The organism is Derxia lacustris, assembly GCF_002105195.1.
GTDB classification, from domain to species: domain Bacteria; phylum Pseudomonadota; class Gammaproteobacteria; order Burkholderiales; family Burkholderiaceae_E; genus Derxia; species Derxia lacustris.
Genome location: NZ_MUHU01000017.1, coordinates 1 through 17,910, shown reverse-complemented (window position 1 = coordinate 17,910; position 17,910 = coordinate 1). Strand labels below are relative to the sequence as shown.

Below are 17,910 nucleotides of genomic sequence, written 5' to 3'. Positions count from 1 at the left end.
TGCCGCCGCAATTCTAAGTCCGCCGCACCGCGTCGGATTGCAGGCAGTCTAGGTGTTGGCTTTTCCGTCGTCAATCATCTTATGTCTTATATAAGACATTTGACTTCGGACCAAGCTGGACGCTCGCCGAGCCCCTGTGAAAGAATCCGCGCATGCCACCCAAGATCAACAACCTCGGCGCCCAAGGCGCAGCCGGCGCGGATGCGACAGCCTCCGCAGCGGGCGGCGCGGCCCCGCGCCAGGAAGGCGCGGCGCTGTTCCTGCCGCTGTACCAGCAGATCAAGTCCTTGCTCACTCAGGGTCTGGAGGCTGGGGAATGGAAGCCGGGCGAGGTGATCCCGTCCGAAATGGAGCTGGCGGTGCGCTTCAAGGTGTCGCAAGGCACGGTGCGCAAGGCCATCGACGAGCTGGCCAAGGAAAACCTGGTCGTGCGGCGGCAGGGCAAGGGAACCTTTGTTGCGTCGCACAACGACGAGCCGCGCGCGGGCTTCAAATTCCTCCGCCTGGTCTCCGACGACGGTCAGCCGATCGGCACCCAGTCCGACATCCTCGAATGCAAGCGTGTCCGCGCGCCGGCCGATATCGCGCGCCAGCTCGACCTCAAGGCGGGCGAAAGCATGGTCCAGCTCCGGCGGCTGCTCACCATCAACGATCGCCCCGGCGTGCTCGATGAAATCTGGCTGCCCGCGGCGATGTTCCGCGGCCTGAGCGCCGACAAGCTGGCGGGCTATCGGGGGCCGCTCTACGGTCTGTTCGAGAAGGAATTCGGCATCCGCATGGTGCGCGCCGACGAGCGCCTGAAGGCGGTCGCGGCCGACGCGGCCACCGCTGGATTGTTGAAGGTTTCAGTCGGCGATCCGCTGCTGCTGATCGAGCGCGTCGCCTATACCTATTTGGACCGGCCGGTGGAATTTCGTCGCGGCTGGTATGTCACACATGCTCACCACTACCACAACGAGGTCAGTTGAGGTGGGGCTGTGCGCTCCCTGCGCTTGAGCGGCGTCAGCGCCGTTTGGTGCAGCGCCGAAAATTCGCCACAATAGTCAGCTGTTCCGGCAGGGGCGCGGTTCAAAACTTTTCACTACACACAAATCCGCTGAGGCAACCCATGGCAGAGGCAACACCCATCCGAAAACGACCGGAGTTCCGAAACATTCATGTTTCGGACATCGCCAAATACCGGCTTCCCCTGGCAGGTCGGCTCTCCATCCTGCACCGGGTCACGGGTGCCTTGCTGTTCCTGGCACTGCCCATCGTCCTCCTGCCGCTGTTCGAGAAAAGCCTCACCTCCGAAATCAGTTTCGAGGCCTATCGCGAGCTTGCAAGCGCTCCGATCGTCAAGCTGATCCTGGTCGTCCTGTCCTGGGGCTATCTGCACCACATGTGCGCAGGTGTGCGCTATCTGCTGCTCGACCTGCACATGGGCATCGACAAGGCATCGTCGCAGAAGAGCGCGACCGCCGTCTTCGCAGTCAGCATCACGCTCACGATTCTCGTGGCGCTCAAGATTTTCGGAGTGTTCTGATCATGGCCAACGTCGGTTCGAAGCGTCTCGTCGTCGGCGCGCATTACGGTCTCAAGGACTGGATCGCACAACGCATCACCGCTGTCGTGATGCTGGTCTACACGCTCATCCTCTTTATCGGCCTGCTCATCGCCCCGGCGCCGATGCAGTACACGGACTGGGTTGGTCTGTTCAACTGGACGCTGCTCGGCTTTCCGCTGGGCAAGACCCTGTCGCTGGTCGCCATTGGTTCGCTCGCGTATCACGCCTGGATCGGCGTGCGCGATATCTGGATGGACTACGTGAAGCCGACCGGCATTCGCCTGACGCTGCAAGTCCTGACGATCATCTGGCTGATCATTTCCGTCGTGTACGCGGCGCAAATTCTCTGGGGCATCTAAGAAATGGCCGACATCAAGTCGAATCTCCCGCGCCGTCGCTATGACGCCGTGATCGTCGGAGCCGGCGGCTCCGGCATGCGTTGCTCCCTCCAGCTGGCCGAAGCCGGCCTCAATGTCGCCGTGCTGTCGAAGGTCTTCCCGACCCGCTCGCATACCGTTGCGGCCCAGGGTGGCATCGGTGCCTCGCTCGGCAACATGAGCGAGGACAACTGGTACTGGCACATGTTCGACACCGTCAAGGGCTCGGACTATCTGGGCGACCAGGATGCGATCGAGTTCATGTGCCGTCAGGCGCCGAATGTCGTGTACGAGCTCGAACACTTCGGCATGCCGTTCGACCGCAATGCCGACGGCACGATCTATCAGCGTCCGTTTGGCGGCCACACCGCCAACTTCGGCGAGAAGCCGGTTCAGCGCGCCTGTGCGGCGGCCGACCGTACCGGTCATGCGCTGCTGCACACGCTCTATCAGCGCAACGTGCGCGCCCGTACCCAGTTCTTCGTCGAATGGATGGCGCTCGATCTGGTCCGCGATCAGGCGGGCGATGTGGTTGGCGTCGTCGCGCTCGAGATGGAAACCGGCGACGTGATGATTCTCGAAGCCAAGGCCACCATCTTCGCGACCGGCGGTGCCGGCCGCATCTGGGCCGCTTCGACCAATGCCTTCATCAATACCGGTGACGGCATGGGCATGGCGGCACGCGCCGGCATCCCGCTTGAAGACATGGAGTTCTGGCAGTTCCACCCGACCGGCGTGGCCGGCGCGGGCGTGCTCATCACCGAGGGCGTGCGCGGCGAGGGCGGCATCCTGCTGAACGACAAGGGCGAGCGCTTCATGGAGCGCTATGCGCCGACGCTGAAGGATCTGGCGCCGCGCGACTTCGTCTCGCGTTCGATGGACCAGGAAATCAAGGAAGGTCGCGGCTGCGGTCCCAACAAGGACCATGTGCTGCTGAAGCTCGACCACCTGGGCGCCGACACCATCCTCAAGCGCCTGCCGTCGATCCGCGAAATCGCGCTCAAGTTCGCGAACGTCGATCCGATCAAGGAACCGATCCCGGTGGTGCCGACCATCCACTATCAGATGGGCGGCATTCCGACGAACTACCACGGTCAGGTCGTCGCGCCGAAGAACGGCAACCACGCAGAAGTCATCAACGGCCTCTACGCGATCGGCGAATGCGCCTGCGTCTCGGTGCACGGCGCCAACCGTCTCGGCACGAACTCGCTGCTCGACCTGCTGGTGTTCGGCCGCTCGGCCGGCGACTTCATCGTCAAGCAGAACCTCAAGGACCAGGCGCACAAGGATCTGCCGGCCGATGCCGCCGATCTGCCGCTGTCGCGTCTTGCGCGCATCGATGGCTCGTCGTCGGGTGAGCGGGTGCAGGATGTGGCGAACGACATTCGCAAGGACATGCAGGCGCATTGCGGCGTGTTCCGCAAGCAGGAACTGCTCGAAGCCGGCGTCAAGAAGATTCTCGAGCACGACAAGCGTCGCCTGAATGTGCATGTGAAGGACAAGTCGAAGGTGTTCAACACCGCGCGCATCGAGGCGCTGGAGCTGGACAACCTGATCGAGACCGCCAAGGCCACGATCATCTCGGCCGAAGCCCGTCAGGAAAGCCGTGGTGCCCATGCGCGCGACGACTATCCGGAACGCGACGATGCCAAGTGGATCCGGCATTCGCTGTTCTACTCGGAAGGCAACCGCCTCGACTACAAGCCGGTGACGATGAAGCCGCTGACCGTCGAGACCTTCCAACCGAAGAAGCGCACTTTCTGAGCGAGAGGGACAGCACATGACCGCCACCAATCCCAGCGAACTTACCGCCGTCGGCAGCGCTGCTGCCACCGGCAAGCGGGTGTTGCGCTTCGAGATCTACCGCTACGACCCGGACAAGGACGAGCGCCCCTACATGCAGAAGCTCGAAGTCACGCTTCTGCCGACCGACAAGATGCTTCTCGATGCACTTCAGCGCATCAAGTCGGACGTGGACGACAGCGTCGCCTATCGCCGCTCCTGCCGCGAAGGTGTCTGCGGTTCCGACGCGATGAACATCAACGGCAAGAACGGCCTGGCCTGCACGACCAACCTGCGCGAACTGCAGGAGCCCATCGTGCTCAAGCCGCTGCCGGGTCTGCCGGTCATCCGCGACCTGATCGTGGACATGACCCAGTTCTTCAAGCAGTACCACTCGATCCGCCCCTATCTCGTCAACAATGATCCGCCGCCGGAGAAGGAACGTCTCCAGTCGCCGGAAGAGCGTGAAGAGATCGACGGCGTGTACGAGTGCATCCTGTGCGCGTGCTGCTCGACGTCCTGCCCGTCGTTCTGGTGGAACCCCGACAAGTTCGTCGGTCCCGCCGGTCTGCTGCAGGCCTACCGCTTCATCGCGGACAGCCGTGACCAAGCCACCTCGGAACGGCTCGACAACCTCGAGGATCCGTACCGCCTGTTCCGTTGCCACACCATCATGAATTGCGTCGACGTTTGCCCGAAGGGTCTCAACCCGACCAAGGCAATCGGCAAGATCAAGGAACTGATGGTTCGGCGCGCGGTGTGATGGCGGCCTCGTTCGAGCATCAGGCAGACCCGCTCAAGCGCACCCGGCTACGCTGGCGCGCCCGGCGCGGTCTGCTCGAGAACGACCTGATCATCACCAGGTTTCTCGACAAGAACGAATTGCAGCTGTCGGACGAGGACGTTGCGGTACTCAGCGAGCTTTTCGAGTTGCCCGATACGGACTTGCTGGAAATGATCCTGGCGCGCCGCGAGCCCGAGGGGGGGCTCGATACACCGGCCGTGCACAGGGTTCTCGGCATGCTTCGTGCAGCCTGAGCGCAGGCTGCGGCTCGCAAGCCCCGGCATGAGAGGCCGGGATCGATAGATCAAACCAAGGAGGGAGTCCTATGACGGCCGCCAATCAAAAGGCAACGCTCAGCTTTTCCGACGGATCGCCGTCGGTCGATTTTCCGATCCTGAAGGGCACGGTTGGCCCTGACGTGATCGACATTCGCAAGCTCTACGGCTCGACCGGCAAGTTCACGTTCGATCCGGGCTTCCTGTCGACGGCCTCCTGCCAGTCCAGCATCACCTACATCGACGGTGACAAGGGCGAACTGCTGTATCGCGGCTACCCCATCGAGCAGCTGGCGACCAAGTGTGACTTCCTGGAAACCTGCTATCTGCTGCTGAACGGCGAACTGCCCAATGCACCGCAGAAATCCGACTTCGTGGCGCGCGTGACCCAGCACACGATGGTCAACGAGCAGATGCATTTCTTCCTGCGCGGCTTCCGTCGCGATGCGCATCCGATGGCAGTGCTCACGGGTCTCGTTGGCGCGCTGTCGGCGTTCTACCCCGACTCGATGAACCTCAACGATCCGCACCAGCGCGAGATCTCGGCGATCCGCCTGATCGCCAAGCTGCCGACGCTCGTCGCGATGGCCTACAAGTATTCGATCGGTCAGCCGTTCATCTATCCGAACAACGATCTGTCGTACACCGCGAACTTCACCCGGATGATGTTCGCGACGCCCTGCGAGGACTACAAGGTCAACGACGTGTTGGTGCGTGCACTCGACCGCATCTTCATCCTGCATGCCGATCACGAGCAGAACGCGTCCACCTCGACCGTGCGCCTGTGCGCCTCGTCGGGCACGAACCCGTTCGCCGCGATCGCTGCCGGCGTCGCCTGCCTCTGGGGGCCGGCGCACGGCGGTGCGAACGAAGCCGCGCTGAACATGCTGTACGACATCCAGGCCCAGGGCGGCGTGGAAAAGATCGGCGAGTTCATCACCAAGGTGAAGGACAAGAACTCCAGCGTGCGCCTGATGGGTTTCGGCCATCGTGTCTACAAGAACTACGATCCGCGCGCCAAGCTGATGCGCGAGACCTGTCATGAAGTGCTGGTGGCGCTCGGTCTCGAAAACGATCCGCTGTTCAAGCTCGCGATGGCGCTCGAAAAGATCGCCCTTGAAGACGACTACTTCGTGCAGCGCAAGCTCTATCCGAACGTCGACTTCTACTCGGGCATCGTGCAGAAGGCGGTCGGCATTCCGGTATCGCTGTTCACGGCCATCTTCGCGCTCGCGCGCACGGTGGGCTGGATTGCGCAACTCAACGAAATGATCACCGATCCGGAATACAAGATCGGTCGTCCGCGTCAGCTGTTTACCGGTGCCGCGACGCGCGACGTGCCGGACATCTCGGCGCGCTGATCGGCGTTGCAATCAGGCCCGGTTGTCGCGGGCATCGAGAAAGGCGGACTTCGGTCCGCCTTTTTTGTTTGCTGAGCGCAACTCAGGGTTCGCACCCGCAGTCCTTGGGCGGAGCTGCCGCGTGATGGTGCTAGCATCCGCGAACTCGAAACGCGCCGTCAGGACACGCCCCGGTCCGACCGGCGCTTCGTTGTCCGGCGCATCGGTATGACCGGTGTGTCGGATGGGCGATAGCCCGGCGTCAGTCCAGACCTTCCTGGTCGGCTGGCGGTGCCGCGCTTTCGACATCCCGCATCCATCTTCGAGAAGCTCGAAGGAAAGGTGAACGTCATGATGAAGCAGTACCAGCTGAACTCCTACCTGTTCGGCGGCAACGCTCCGTACGTTGAAGAGTTGTACGAGGCCTATCTCGACAACCCGGCGTCGGTCCCCGAAAACTGGCGCGAGTACTTCGATCGCGTCCAGCTTGTCGCCGCAGCCGATGGCAGCGACGCCCGCGATGTGGCCCATGCGCCCGTTGTCGAATCGTTCGCACAGCGTGCCAAGGCCAATGCCTTCCTGCCGCGCGTCGCCGAACGCGACCTCAGCATCGCCCGCAAGCAGGTGGATGTTCAGTCCATCATCGCTGCCTACCGTTTCCTCGGCTCGCGCTGGGCCGATCTCGATCCGCTCAAGCGCCAGGAACGTCCGCGCATTCCCGAGCTCGAAGCCGGCTTCTACGACTTCAGCGAAGCCGACATGGACACGGTGTTCAGCGCGACGAACACCTACTTCACGACCGCCGAACACATGACGCTGCGCGAGATCGTCGCGGCGTTGCGCGAGACCTACTGCGGCACGATCGGCGCCGAGTTCATGTACATCAGCGATCCGGCCCAGAAGCGCTGGATCCAGCAACGTCTCGAATCGACGCGCAGCAAGCCGTCGTTCGATGTGCAGGGCAAGAAGGACATCCTCGAGCGCCTCACGGCAGCCGAGGGCCTTGAACGCTATCTGCATACCAAGTACGTCGGTCAGAAGCGGTTCTCGCTCGAAGGCGGCGAAAGCTTCATCGTGTCGATGGACCAGCTCGTGGCGCGTGCCGCGACCAAGGGCGTGCAGGAAATCGTCATCGGCATGGCCCACCGCGGCCGCCTGAACGTGCTCGTCAACATCCTCGGCAAGATGCCGAAGGATCTGTTCGCCGAGTTCGAAGGCAAGCATGGCGACGATCTGCCGGCCGGTGACGTGAAGTACCACCAAGGCTTCTCCAGCGACGTCAGCACGCCGACCGGCCCGATGCATCTGAGCCTCGCGTTCAACCCGTCGCACCTCGAAATCGTGAATCCGGTGGTCGAGGGTTCGGCGATGGCGCGCCAGGATCGTCGTGGCGACGAGAACGGCAACCAGGTCATTCCGGTACTGGTGCATGGCGACGCGGCCTTCGCCGGCCAGGGCGTCGTGATGGAAACGCTCAACCTCGCGCAGACGCGCGGCTACGGCACGGGCGGCACCATCCATCTGGTGATCAACAACCAGATCGGCTTCACCACCTCCGACCCGCGCGACTCGCGTTCGACGCTGTACTGCTCGGACGTGGTCAAGATGATCGAGGCGCCGGTGCTGCATGTGAACGGCGACGATCCCGAGGCGGTTGCGCTCGCGACCCAGATCGCCGTGGACTTCCGCGCGGAGTTCCACAAGGACATCGTGATCGACATCGTGTGCTTCCGTAAGCTCGGCCACAACGAGCAGGACACGCCGGCGGTGACCCAGCCGCTGATGTACAAGAAGATCAGCCAGCATCCCGGCACGCGCCGCCTCTACGGCGACAAGCTCGTCGCGCAGAAGGTGCTGACCGATGCCGAGGTCGAGCAGTTCGTGAAGGACTACCGCGCCGCGATGGACGAAGGCAAGCGCACGTCCGATCCGGTGCTGTCGAACTACAAGCGCCAGTACTCGGTCGACTGGATGCCGTTCCTGAATCGCAAGTGGACCGACGCTGCCGATACCGGTGTGCCGCTCGCCGAACTCAAGCGCATCGGTGAACGCATCACCACGATTCCGAGCACGCTGAAGCTGCATCCGCTGGTCGAGAAGGTGGTCGCCGACCGCCGGTCGATGGCCGAAGGCAAGGTCGCGCTCGACTGGGGCATGGGCGAGCATCTGGCCTTCGCCACGCTGGTGGCTTCGGGCTATGCGGTTCGGCTGTCGGGCCAGGATTGCGGCCGCGGCACCTTCACGCATCGCCACTCGGTGCTGCACGACCAGAGCCGCGAGCGCTGGGATTCGGGCTCGTACATTCCGCTGCAGCACGTTGCCGAAAAGCAGGCGCCGTTCACGGTCATCGACTCGGTGTTGTCGGAAGAGGCGGTGCTCGGTTTCGAGTACGGCTATGCCACCGCCGAGCCGAACACGCTGGTGATCTGGGAAGCGCAGTTCGGCGACTTCGCCAATGGCGCGCAGGTCGTGATCGACCAGTTCATCAGCTCGGGCGAAGTGAAGTGGGGTCGTGTCAACGGTCTGACGCTGATGCTGCCGCACGGCTACGAAGGCCAGGGTCCGGAGCACAGCTCGGCGCGTCTCGAACGCTTCCTGCAACTCTGCGCCGACAACAACATGCAGGTCTGCCAGCCGACCACGCCGGCCCAGATCTTCCATCTGCTGCGTCGCCAGATGATCCGGCTGTTCCGCAAGCCGCTGGTCATCATGACGCCGAAGTCGCTGCTGCGTAACAAGGAAGCCGTCTCGACGCTGCAAGACCTGGCCAAGGGCAGCTTCCACACCGTCATCGCCGAAACCTCGGCCGACATCGACCCGAACAAGGTCAAGCGGGTCGTCGCCTGCTCGGGCAAGGTCTATTACGACCTCGTTGCCTCGCGCCGCGAACGTGCCGCCGACGACGTTGCCATCCTGCGCGTCGAGCAGCTCTATCCCTTCCCGCACAAGGCCTTCTCCACCGAGCTCAAGAAGTATCCGAACCTCGGCGAAGTGGTCTGGGCGCAGGACGAGCCGCAGAACCAGGGTGCGTGGTTCCAGATCCAGCACAACCTGCTGGAGAACATGGACGCGGGCCAGAAGCTTGGCTACGCGGGCCGTCCCGCCTCGGCCTCGCCGGCGGTCGGCTACTACGCCAAGCACAACGAGCAACTGAAGGCGCTGCTCGATGCGGCCTTCGGCAAGCTCAAGGGCTTCGTCATCAACAAGTAATCCCCGTCACGCTCGCGTGACGGTCGATATGTGCGTAAGCGAAGCGGCGCAGGGCGTCGCTCGCTTGCTCGCGCAGCCTCACGACGGGCGCCACAGAACTCCAGGAGCAATCCAACATGGCCCTCGTAGAAGTCAAAGTCCCCCAGCTGTCCGAATCGGTTGCCGAAGCGACCCTGCTGCAATGGAAGAAGAAGGTCGGCGAAGCCGTTGCCGCCGATGAAATCCTGATCGAAGTCGAGACCGACAAGGTCGTGCTCGAAGTGCCGGCGCCGAGCGCCGGCGTGATCGTCGAGATCACCCAGGCTGACGGCGCGACCGTCGTGGCCGATCAGCTGATCGCCAAGATCGACACCGAAGCCACCGCCGGCGCCGCTGCCCCCGCACCGGCCGCTGCTGCCGCGCCGGCCCCCGCCGCTGCCGCTCCGGCGCCGGTTGCCGCCGCTCCGGCAGGTGCCGCCGCCATGCCCGCCGCCGCCAAGCTGATCGCCGAAACCGGCGTGACGCCGGCTGCCGGCACCGGCCGCGATGGCCGCATCACCAAGGGCGACGTGATCGCTGCCGGCAAGGCGCCGGCCGCGCCGGTCGTCACCGCGTCGAGCCTGCCCGCCGTCAAGACCGGGGCTGCGCTGCCGGTCGTGCAGCCGCCGCTCGGCCCCGACAGCGGCCTCGAAGGCCGGCCGGAACAGCGCGTACCGATGAGCCGCCTGCGTGCCCGCATCGCCGAGCGCCTGCTGCAATCGCAAGCGTCGAACGCGATCCTGACCACGTTCAACGAAATCAACATGGCGCCGGTGATGGCGCTGCGCAAGAAGTTCCAGGAGCAGTTCGAGAAGGAACACGGCGTGAAGCTCGGCTTCATGAGCTTCTTCGTGAAGGCTGCCGTCCATGCGCTCAAGAAGTACCCGGTGCTGAACGCCTCGGTCGACGGCACGGACATCGTCTATCACGGCTACTTCGACATCGGCATCGCCGTCGGTTCGCCGCGCGGTCTGGTGGTGCCCATCATCCGCAACGCCGACCAGCTCAGCTTTGCCGACATCGAGAAGAAGATCGCCGAGTTCGGCCAGAAGGCCAAGGACGGCAAGCTCAGCCTCGAAGAGCTCACCGGCGGCACGTTCTCGATCTCGAACGGCGGCACCTTCGGCTCGATGCTGTCGACCCCCATCATCAACCCGCCGCAGTCGGCCATCCTGGGCGTGCATGCGACCAAGGATCGCGCGGTGGTCGAGAACGGTCAGGTCGTGGTGCGTCCGATGAACTACTTCGCGATGTCGTATGACCACCGGATCATCGACGGCCGCGAAGCCGTGCTGGGTCTGGTGGCGATGAAGGATGCGCTGGAAGATCCGGCTCGCCTGCTGTTCGGCATCTGAGCGGAGACGACGACATGGCACAGCAATTCGACGTCGTCGTCATCGGTGCGGGCCCCGGCGGCTACGTCGCCGCGATCCGCGCCGCGCAGCTCGGCCTCAAGGTCGGGATCGTCGACGCATGGAAGAACGCCAAGGGCGGTCCCGCGCCCGGCGGCACCTGCACCAACGTGGGCTGCATTCCGTCCAAGGCGCTGCTGCAAAGCTCGGAGCATTTCGAGCATGCGGCGCATGCCTTCGGCGATCACGGCATCACGCTCGACAACCTTGCGATCGACGTCCCGAAGATGATCGCGCGCAAGGATGCGGTGGTCGACCAGAACAACCAGGGCATCCTGTTCCTGTTCCGCAAGAACAAGATCACCTTCTTCCACGGCCTGGCTTCCTTCGTGAAGACCGGCGCCGAAGGCACCGAGATCAAGGTCACGGGCGCCAAGGACGAAGAGCTGATCGCGAAGAACGTCATCGTCGCCACCGGCTCCAATGCCCGTGCGCTGCCGCTGGCGGCCTTCGACGAGGAAAAGGTGCTGTCCAACGACGGCGCGCTGCGCGTCGGCGCGGTGCCGGCCAAGCTCGGCATCATCGGTGCGGGCGTCATCGGCCTTGAAATGGGCAGCGTCTGGCGCCGCCTGGGTGCCGACGTGACGGTGCTCGAAGGCCTGCCGACCTTCCTCGCCGCCGTCGACGAGGAAGTCGCCAAGGAAGCGCACAAGCAGTTCACCAAGCAGGGCCTCAAGATCGAGCTGGGCGTGCAGATCAGCGAAGTCAAGACCGAGGGCGAAGGCGTGACCATCGCCTATGCCAACGCCAAGGGCGAAGCCCAGACGCTGGCGGTCGACAAGCTCATCGTCTCGATCGGCCGCGTGCCCAACACCAACGGCCTCAATGCCGAAGCCGTCGGCCTGCCGCTCGACGAGCGCGGCTTTGTCGTGGTGGACGAGGACTGCAAGACCTCGGTGCCCGGCATCTGGGCGGTCGGCGACGTGGTGCGCGGTCCGATGCTGGCGCACAAGGCCGAGGAAGAAGGCGTGGCCGTGGCCGAGCGCATCGCCGGCAAGCACGGTCATGTCAACTTCAACACGATTCCCTGGGTCATCTACACCAGCCCGGAAATCGCGTGGGTCGGCAAGACCGAGCAGCAGCTCAAGGCCGAAGGCGTGAAGTACAAGGCCGGCAAGTTCCCGTTCCTGGCCAACGGCCGCGCGCGGGCGCTCGGCGACACGACGGGCTTCGTCAAGTTCCTGGCCGATGCCGAGACCGACGAGATCCTCGGCGTGCACATGATCGGCCCGCTGGTCTCCGAGCTGATCTCGGAAGGCGTGGTGGCGATGGAGTTCAAGGCCTCGTCGGAAGACATCGGCATGATCTGCCACGCCCATCCGTCGCTGTCGGAATCCACCAAGGAAGCCGCGCTCGCCGTGCTCGGTCGCACGCTCAACTTCTGATCGGGATTGCCGCGAATCGACCGTCGCCTACCGCGCGGCGGACCGGTCGCGGCAGCGGGCCCGCATCACGGGCCAACCCGGCAAAGGGGCGCTTCGGCGCCCCTTTTTCATTGGATCGGTCGACCCATGGAACGCAACTCCTCCAAGACGCCTCACGACGTCACCAGCTACTACGAAGACGCCCTCGCACGGCGCGGTTTCAAGCCCGACGAGGCGCAGCGGCGCGCGGTCGCGCGGCTCCAGCAATCCTTCGAGGAATGGGTTGCCTACAAGCATCAGCGCCGCAACGCCTTCCTCAAGCTCGTGAGCCGGCCCGAGCTGCCGCGCGCCATCTACTTCTGGGGCGGCGTCGGGCGTGGCAAGTCCTTTCTGATGGACGCCTTTTATTCTGTGGTGCCGCTGGTGCGCAAGACGCGCATGCACTTCCACGAGTTCATGCGCGAGGTGCATCGCCAGCTCGACGAGCTGCGCGGCATGGCCGACCCGCTCGACGAGGTGGCGCGGCGCATTGCGCGCAAGTACCGGCTGATCTGCTTCGACGAGTTCCATGTGAGCGACATCGCCGACGCGATGATCCTGTACCGCCTGCTCGATCAGCTGTTCGCCAACGGCGTGACCTTCGTGATGACCTCGAACTACGAGCCGTCCACGCTTTACCCCGACGGCCTGCATCGCGACCGCATCCTGCCGGCGATCGAGATCATCAAGAACCGCTTCGACATCCTGAATGTGGACAGCGGCGTGGACTACCGCCAGCGCGCGCTGGAGCAGGTGGACGTGTATCTCACACCGCTCGGTGCGGCTACCGACGGCAAGCTGCGCGAGGCTTTCTCGCGCATTGCCGAAGCGGCCGACGAGAGCCCGATCCTGCACATCGAGCACCGCGAACTGCGCTCGCTGCGGCGCGCGGGCGGCGTGGTGTGGTTCGACTTCGCCACGCTGTGCGGCGGGCCGCGCTCGCAGAACGATTACCTGGAGATCGCGTCGCAGTTCCACACGGTGATCCTGTCGGGCGTGCCGCGCATGACGCCGGCGATGCAGAGCGAGGCGCGCCGCTTCACCTGGCTGGTCGACGTGTTCTACGACCAGCGCGTCAAGCTCATCATCGGCGCCGAGGTGGCGGCCGAGGCGCTGTACACCGAGGGACGCATGGCCAACGAGTTCACGCGTACGGTGAGCCGCATCGTCGAGATGCAGAGCAAGGAGTATCTGGAGGCGCCCCGGCGCGGGAGTCAGGCGGCGGCGTGATTGCAGCGGCGATGGCTGGCGGCGGCCGGTCGGGTCGCAGCGCCCGCCGTCGCCGGACCGCCAAAGCTGTCCGGCGAATGCCTCTTACGCCGGCAGCCGCGCGCGCAGCGCCGGCAGCGCATGGCGCGCAATCATCACTTCCTCGTCGGTGGGAATGCAGGCGACCAGGCCGGCGCTGTCGGCCGATTCCAGCCGCAGCCGGCCGGCGGCATTGGCCTCGGGGTCGAGCCGGAGTCCGAGCCAGCCGCAAGCCGCCGTCACGCGCGCGCGCACCTCGGCCGCGTGCTCGCCGATGCCGGCGGTGAACACCAGCGCATCCAGCCCGCCGAGCGCCGCCGCGAGCGAGCCGATCTCGCGCGCGATGCGGTAGCAGAACAGCTCCACCGCCTCGGCCGCCTCGGGCGCGGCGCTGGCGAGCAGGGTGCGCATGTCGGCGCTGATGCCCGACACGCCGAGCAGCCCCGATTCCTTGTAGAGCAGCGTGGAGATGCGCGCCGAATCCATCTTCTCGGTGTCGAGCAGATAGAGCAGCACGCCGGGGTCGATGCTGCCGGTGCGCGTGCCCATCATCAGGCCGTCGAGCGCCGAGAAGCCCATGGTCGAGGCGATGCTGCGGCGCTGGCTGAGCGCGCACAGGCTGGCGCCATTGCCCAGATGCGCGACGATCACGCGGCCGTCGGCGCGCGCGCCGAGCACCTCGGGCAGGCGACCGGCGATGTACTCGTAGCTGAGGCCATGAAAGCCGTAGCGCCGCACGCCGGCAGCCTCGAAGCGGCGCGGCAGCGCAAACCGCTGCGCCACCGCCGGCTGGCCGCGATGGAAGGCGGTGTCGAAGCAGGCGATCTGCACCGCGCCCGGCTCGATGCGGGCGAGCGCGCGGATCGCGTCGAGGTTGTGCGGCTGATGCAGCGGCGCGAGCGGCACGTAGCGGTCGAGCTCCGCGAGCACGGCCTCGTCAACCACCACCGGCGCGGCATGCAGCGGCCCGCCGTGCACCACGCGATGACCAATCGCCTCGATCGCAAAGCCGACTTCATGCGCGGCAATCCACCTGAGCAGTTCGGCGAGCGCGGCGTCGTAGGCGGTTTCGAGCGAGGCGGCCGCGTCGACGGGCAGGGCGTCGTCGGCGAGCGTGGCGCCGTGCGCGTCCTTGGCGCGCAGGCGCGGCGCGCTGCCGATGCCCTCGACCTGGCCGTGCAGCGCGGCGGGCTCGCGCAGGTCATGCCCGTCGGTCTCGAAGACCGCGAACTTCACGCTCGACGAGCCGGCGTTGATGACGAGGATGGCCGGCACCACGCCGGCGCTCAGCGCGAGCGGGCCGCTCATTCCACGCTCCCGTCCAGCTCGGCTTGCGGCACCGCGCTCAGGCTGGCGCCGGCACGGCCCAGTCCGCCCGCTGCCGCGCGCGCCAGCAGCAGCGCCAGCACGCAGGACGCCATGCGTGTCGGCGCATCGTCGGCGCGGCTGGTCAGCACGATGGGCACCTTGGCGCCCAGCACGATGCCGGCCGATTGCGCATCGGCCAGATATTCGAGCTGCTTGGCCAGCATGTTTCCGCTTTCAAGGTCGGGCACCAGCAGGATGTCGGCCTCGCCCGCGACCGGCGAGACGATGCCCTTGGTGCGCGCGGCCAGCGCCGAGATCGCGTTGTCGAAGGCCAGCGGCCCGTCGATGACCGCGCCGGCGATCTGGCCGCGGTCGGCCATCTTGCACAGCGCGGCCGCGTCGAGCGTGGCGCGCATCTTGGGGTTGACGGTTTCCACCGCCGCCAGCACTGCGACCTTGGGTGTGGCGATGCCGAGCGCGCGCGCCAGCTCGATGGCGTTGCGCAGGATGTCGGCCTTTTCTTCGAGCGTGGGCTCGATGTTGATCGCGGCGTCGGTGATGAGCAGCCGGCGCGGATAGGTCGGCACGTCCATCACGAACACATGGCTCAGGCGGCGCGCGGTGCGCAGGCCGGTGTCGTGCGCGACGACCGCATGCATGAGTTCGTCGGTATGCAGGCTGCCCTTCATCAGCGCCTCGGCGCGGCCGGCGCGCACCAGGGCCACGGCCTGCTCGGCGGCGGCATGGCTGTGCGGCACGTCGATGCATTCGATGCCGTCGAGACTGAGGCCGGCGGCGCTGGCAACCGCGCGCAGCCGCGCGAGCGGCGCCACCAGGATCGGCACGACCAGCCCGGCATGCGCCGCGTCGAGCGCGCCCTTGAGCGATTCGGCATCGCAGGGATGGGCGACCGCGATGCTGATCGGCGCCAGCCCGCGCGCCAGCCCCAGCAGCGCCGCCAGCCGCGCGGCCTTGTCGCTGACGATGAGCTCGGGCAGCGGCCAGCGCGGCCGGCTGATGCGCTCGGTCGGCGCCTTTACCTCGGCCTCGCCGGTGATGATGTCCTCGCCGTTCTGGTTGCTGCACAGGCAGTCGAAGACGATGCGGTGGCCGTGGTCGGTCTTGGTCTTGGCGGTGAGCTTCACCGTGACCGTGTCGCCGATGTGCACCGGCCGCAGAAAGCGCAGCGACTGGCCGGCGTAGATGGTGCCCGGGCCCGGGAATTCGGTGCCGAGCAGCGCCGAGATCAGCGCCGCGCCCCACATGCCGTGCGCGATCACCTCGTGGAACACGCTGGCCTTGGCGTATTCGGCGTCCATGTGGGCCGGGTTCACGTCGCCCGACATGGCCGCGAACACGCGGATGTCGTCGCCGGTGAGGGTGCGCACGAGGGTGGCGCTGTCGCCCACGGCGATCTCGTCGTAGGTGCGGTTCTGGATGATGTCGGTGGGGCGGATGTCCATGGCGTCCTTGCGGCGGAGCGGCAGTCGGAGGGCGGTTCGTGCGGCCGATTGTGCTGCGCAGCAGTCGGCCGATGAAAGCGCCGATACACGAAATGCCGGCTCGGTTTGCGCGAGAACAAGTGCCGGGACCGAGCGTCATGCGCGGCAATCGTCGGCGCTGCCGTGACTTTCTCGGGCAATCGGCAAGAATCCGGCCGCCGTATCGGGAACTTTTGCGTGGGTGTGAATTCGAGTATCGAATTTTCATGCGCGTGGAACAAAACGCAATTGGTGCGATCAATGACCACGTCAATCCATATTCAACAATTGAAAAACATCGATTGAATGGCGAGCAGGCAAATTTGATTGAATGCGACGCGGATTTGTATTCGGTCGCAGAAAATTGGCGGCGTCCTGGCAATGCCCGATTTCACGGCAATTGAAGCCGGCGCCCATGACGGGCGGCCGGCCAGCGATGCGCTTGCCTATTTGTTCTTTACCGTCACCAGCCGGAACCGCAGGATCTGGCCGTCGACCGTGGGCTGGTCGGCAAACGACGGGCGCGCCGCCAGATTGGCGTAGGGGTTGTCGAGCGTGTACTGGAGGAAGGCAAAGCCGTCGTTCACCGTCACGTCCGACGGGCTGAGGCTGTAGGTCTTGCCGCCGCTCCAGTAGCTGAAGCCGGTGACGACGTTGATTCCGTTGACCGTGGCGGCCGTGTAGCTGAAGGCGCCGTTCGAGTTGGCGACCGCCGCATCGAGCACGTCCTTGACCGTCATGCCGAGTTTGAAATCGACGACCGCGCTGAAATAGATTCCGACCACGCGCAATTGGATCATTTTGGTGTTTTCCCGGTGAAATGAGTCGCCTGCACTCTTTCCTGCACAAGAGCGTGCGCCAAGGCGACGAATGACCGGCACCGCCTCAGGATGTCACGGTGGAATTGCAATGCCGGTTGCGCATGCAAAAGCATTGCATCGGCAATTGCGGGCGGGCAGGTTACATTTTTGGCGGCAAAGGCGGCGCAGTGATGAAATTCACGGCGCTCCAATCGCCCGTGACCTGGCCCTTGCAATTCGAATTGAATTGGTCGCGCAGCTGGCGGTTTCCGGAAAATTGCAGCGCAAGGCCGGAATTGCCGGCTTCAGTGGCTGACCGACTTCGAGAACAGATTGATGACCACCACGCCGGCCACGATCAGCCCGAGCCCGGCAATCGCCGGCCAGTCGAGCGCCTGCCGGTACCAGACCCAGCTCACCGCCGTGATGAGCACCACGCCCACGCCCGACCAGATCGCATAGACGATGCCGGTCGGCAGCACCCGCAGCGTCAGGCTCAGCAGCACGAAGGCGAGGCCGTAGCCGGCCACCGTCACCAGGCTCGGGATCAGCCGCGAAAAGCCGTCCGAGGCCTTGAGCGCGGTGGTGGCGATCACCTCGGCGACGATGGCCAGGGCGAGCAGCAGATAGGTGGTGGCGAGGCTCATGGCGGCTTCCGGGCGGGTGGGCGAGGGCGGTGCCGGCTCATCTTGCCGCGCGCCGCGTCGGGCCGAAGCGCGCCGCACGCCACAAATCAGCCTGCGCACGTCACGCGGCAGCTGCGACCATGCTGCCTCCATCGACCGCACAAGGACCGCCATGCCACTGACCCGCACAACGAGATGGGGCGCCGCAGCGCTGCTGCTGCTGACGCTGGCACTGCCGGCACGCGCCGCCACCGGACTGACCCAGCTCGCCGGCATCCACGGCGACAGGCCGGTGACGGG

Annotated in this window: 17 protein-coding genes; 13 read left to right on the top strand and 4 right to left on the bottom strand. The window is 65.2% G+C overall.

Going from position 1 to position 17,910, the window contains the following annotated elements:
- Positions 1–152: 152 nt before the first annotated feature.
- The 11 genes from B9P64_RS14790 (at position 153) to zapE (ending at position 13,377) form a co-directional block, all read left to right on the top strand.
- Positions 153–968 (top strand): GntR family transcriptional regulator, encoded by an 816-nt coding sequence (locus tag B9P64_RS14790; RefSeq protein WP_085316886.1) that lies wholly within the window; start codon positions 153–155, stop codon positions 966–968.
- 140 nt (positions 969–1,108) lie between these two features.
- Positions 1,109–1,525, top strand: a complete 417-nt coding sequence (gene sdhC, locus B9P64_RS14785) for a succinate dehydrogenase, cytochrome b556 subunit (RefSeq protein ID WP_085316885.1) — start codon at positions 1,109–1,111, stop codon at positions 1,523–1,525.
- 2 nt (positions 1,526–1,527) lie between these two features.
- Positions 1,528–1,905, top strand: a complete 378-nt coding sequence (gene sdhD / locus B9P64_RS14780) for a succinate dehydrogenase, hydrophobic membrane anchor protein (protein WP_085316884.1) — start codon at positions 1,528–1,530, stop codon at positions 1,903–1,905.
- A gap of 3 nt (positions 1,906–1,908) precedes the next feature.
- On the top strand, positions 1,909–3,687 hold the full coding sequence (gene sdhA, locus B9P64_RS14775) for a succinate dehydrogenase flavoprotein subunit (protein ID WP_085316883.1): 1,779 nt from the start codon (positions 1,909–1,911) through the stop codon (positions 3,685–3,687).
- 16 nt (positions 3,688–3,703) lie between these two features.
- Positions 3,704–4,468: a succinate dehydrogenase iron-sulfur subunit gene (locus B9P64_RS14770; RefSeq protein ID WP_085316882.1), complete on the top strand. Its 765-nt coding sequence runs from the start codon at positions 3,704–3,706 to the stop codon at positions 4,466–4,468.
- A complete protein-coding gene (locus tag B9P64_RS14765; RefSeq protein ID WP_085316906.1) occupies positions 4,468–4,743 on the top strand; it encodes an FAD assembly factor SdhE in 276 nt (91 codons plus the stop codon). The genes B9P64_RS14770 and B9P64_RS14765 overlap by 1 nt, the downstream gene beginning before the upstream one ends.
- Positions 4,744–4,814: 71 nt before the next feature.
- The gene (locus B9P64_RS14760; protein WP_085316881.1) at positions 4,815–6,125 is read left to right on the top strand and encodes a citrate synthase; all 1,311 of its coding nucleotides are present in this window, start codon (positions 4,815–4,817) and stop codon (positions 6,123–6,125) included.
- A 321-nt stretch (positions 6,126–6,446) separates the two neighbouring features.
- Positions 6,447–9,314, top strand: coding sequence for a 2-oxoglutarate dehydrogenase E1 component (locus B9P64_RS14755; RefSeq protein WP_139826326.1), 2,868 nt, complete (start codon positions 6,447–6,449; stop codon positions 9,312–9,314).
- A gap of 116 nt (positions 9,315–9,430) precedes the next feature.
- A complete protein-coding gene (gene odhB / locus B9P64_RS14750; RefSeq protein ID WP_085316880.1) occupies positions 9,431–10,687 on the top strand; it encodes a 2-oxoglutarate dehydrogenase complex dihydrolipoyllysine-residue succinyltransferase in 1,257 nt (418 codons plus the stop codon).
- A gap of 14 nt (positions 10,688–10,701) precedes the next feature.
- Entirely contained in the window at positions 10,702–12,129 is a 1,428-nt protein-coding gene (gene lpdA / locus B9P64_RS14745) for a dihydrolipoyl dehydrogenase (RefSeq protein WP_085316879.1), read from the top strand.
- A gap of 126 nt (positions 12,130–12,255) precedes the next feature.
- Positions 12,256–13,377 carry a cell division protein ZapE gene (gene zapE, locus B9P64_RS14740; protein ID WP_085316878.1) on the top strand — a complete coding sequence of 374 codons (1,122 nt, stop codon included), beginning with the start codon at positions 12,256–12,258 and terminating at the stop codon, positions 13,375–13,377.
- Positions 13,378–13,461: 84 nt separating this feature from the next.
- Here the strand turns inward: zapE and B9P64_RS14735 are convergent, their stop codons facing one another.
- Together B9P64_RS14735 and B9P64_RS14730 are read right to left on the bottom strand one after the other, a co-directional pair.
- A complete protein-coding gene (locus tag B9P64_RS14735; RefSeq protein WP_235840012.1) occupies positions 13,462–14,703 on the bottom strand; it encodes an acetate/propionate family kinase in 1,242 nt (413 codons plus the stop codon).
- Positions 14,700–16,166, bottom strand: a complete 1,467-nt coding sequence (locus tag B9P64_RS14730; RefSeq protein WP_085316877.1) for a bifunctional enoyl-CoA hydratase/phosphate acetyltransferase — start codon at positions 16,164–16,166, stop codon at positions 14,700–14,702. The genes B9P64_RS14735 and B9P64_RS14730 overlap by 4 nt, the downstream gene beginning before the upstream one ends.
- A 71-nt stretch (positions 16,167–16,237) precedes the next feature.
- On the opposite strand from B9P64_RS14730, the gene B9P64_RS24485 reads away from it, so the two are divergent.
- Positions 16,238–16,588 carry a hypothetical protein gene (locus B9P64_RS24485; protein WP_139826325.1) on the top strand — a complete coding sequence of 117 codons (351 nt, stop codon included), beginning with the start codon at positions 16,238–16,240 and terminating at the stop codon, positions 16,586–16,588.
- Positions 16,589–16,630: 42 nt separating this feature from the next.
- On the opposite strand, the gene B9P64_RS14725 is transcribed toward B9P64_RS24485, so the two are convergent.
- Positions 16,631–16,984: a hypothetical protein gene (locus tag B9P64_RS14725; RefSeq protein ID WP_085316876.1), complete on the bottom strand. Its 354-nt coding sequence runs from the start codon at positions 16,982–16,984 to the stop codon at positions 16,631–16,633.
- Between the two features lie 70 nt (positions 16,985–17,054).
- Here B9P64_RS14725 and B9P64_RS24480 point away from each other — a divergent pair, with 70 nt between their 5' ends.
- Entirely contained in the window at positions 17,055–17,300 is a 246-nt protein-coding gene (locus B9P64_RS24480; RefSeq protein WP_139826324.1) for a hypothetical protein, read from the top strand.
- On the opposite strand, the gene B9P64_RS14720 is transcribed toward B9P64_RS24480, so the two are convergent.
- Positions 17,290–17,631 (bottom strand): DMT family transporter, encoded by a 342-nt coding sequence (locus tag B9P64_RS14720; RefSeq protein WP_085316875.1) that lies wholly within the window; start codon positions 17,629–17,631, stop codon positions 17,290–17,292. The two genes, B9P64_RS24480 and B9P64_RS14720, sit on opposite strands and share 11 nt — an antisense overlap.
- Positions 17,632–17,910: the final 279 nt, after the last annotated feature.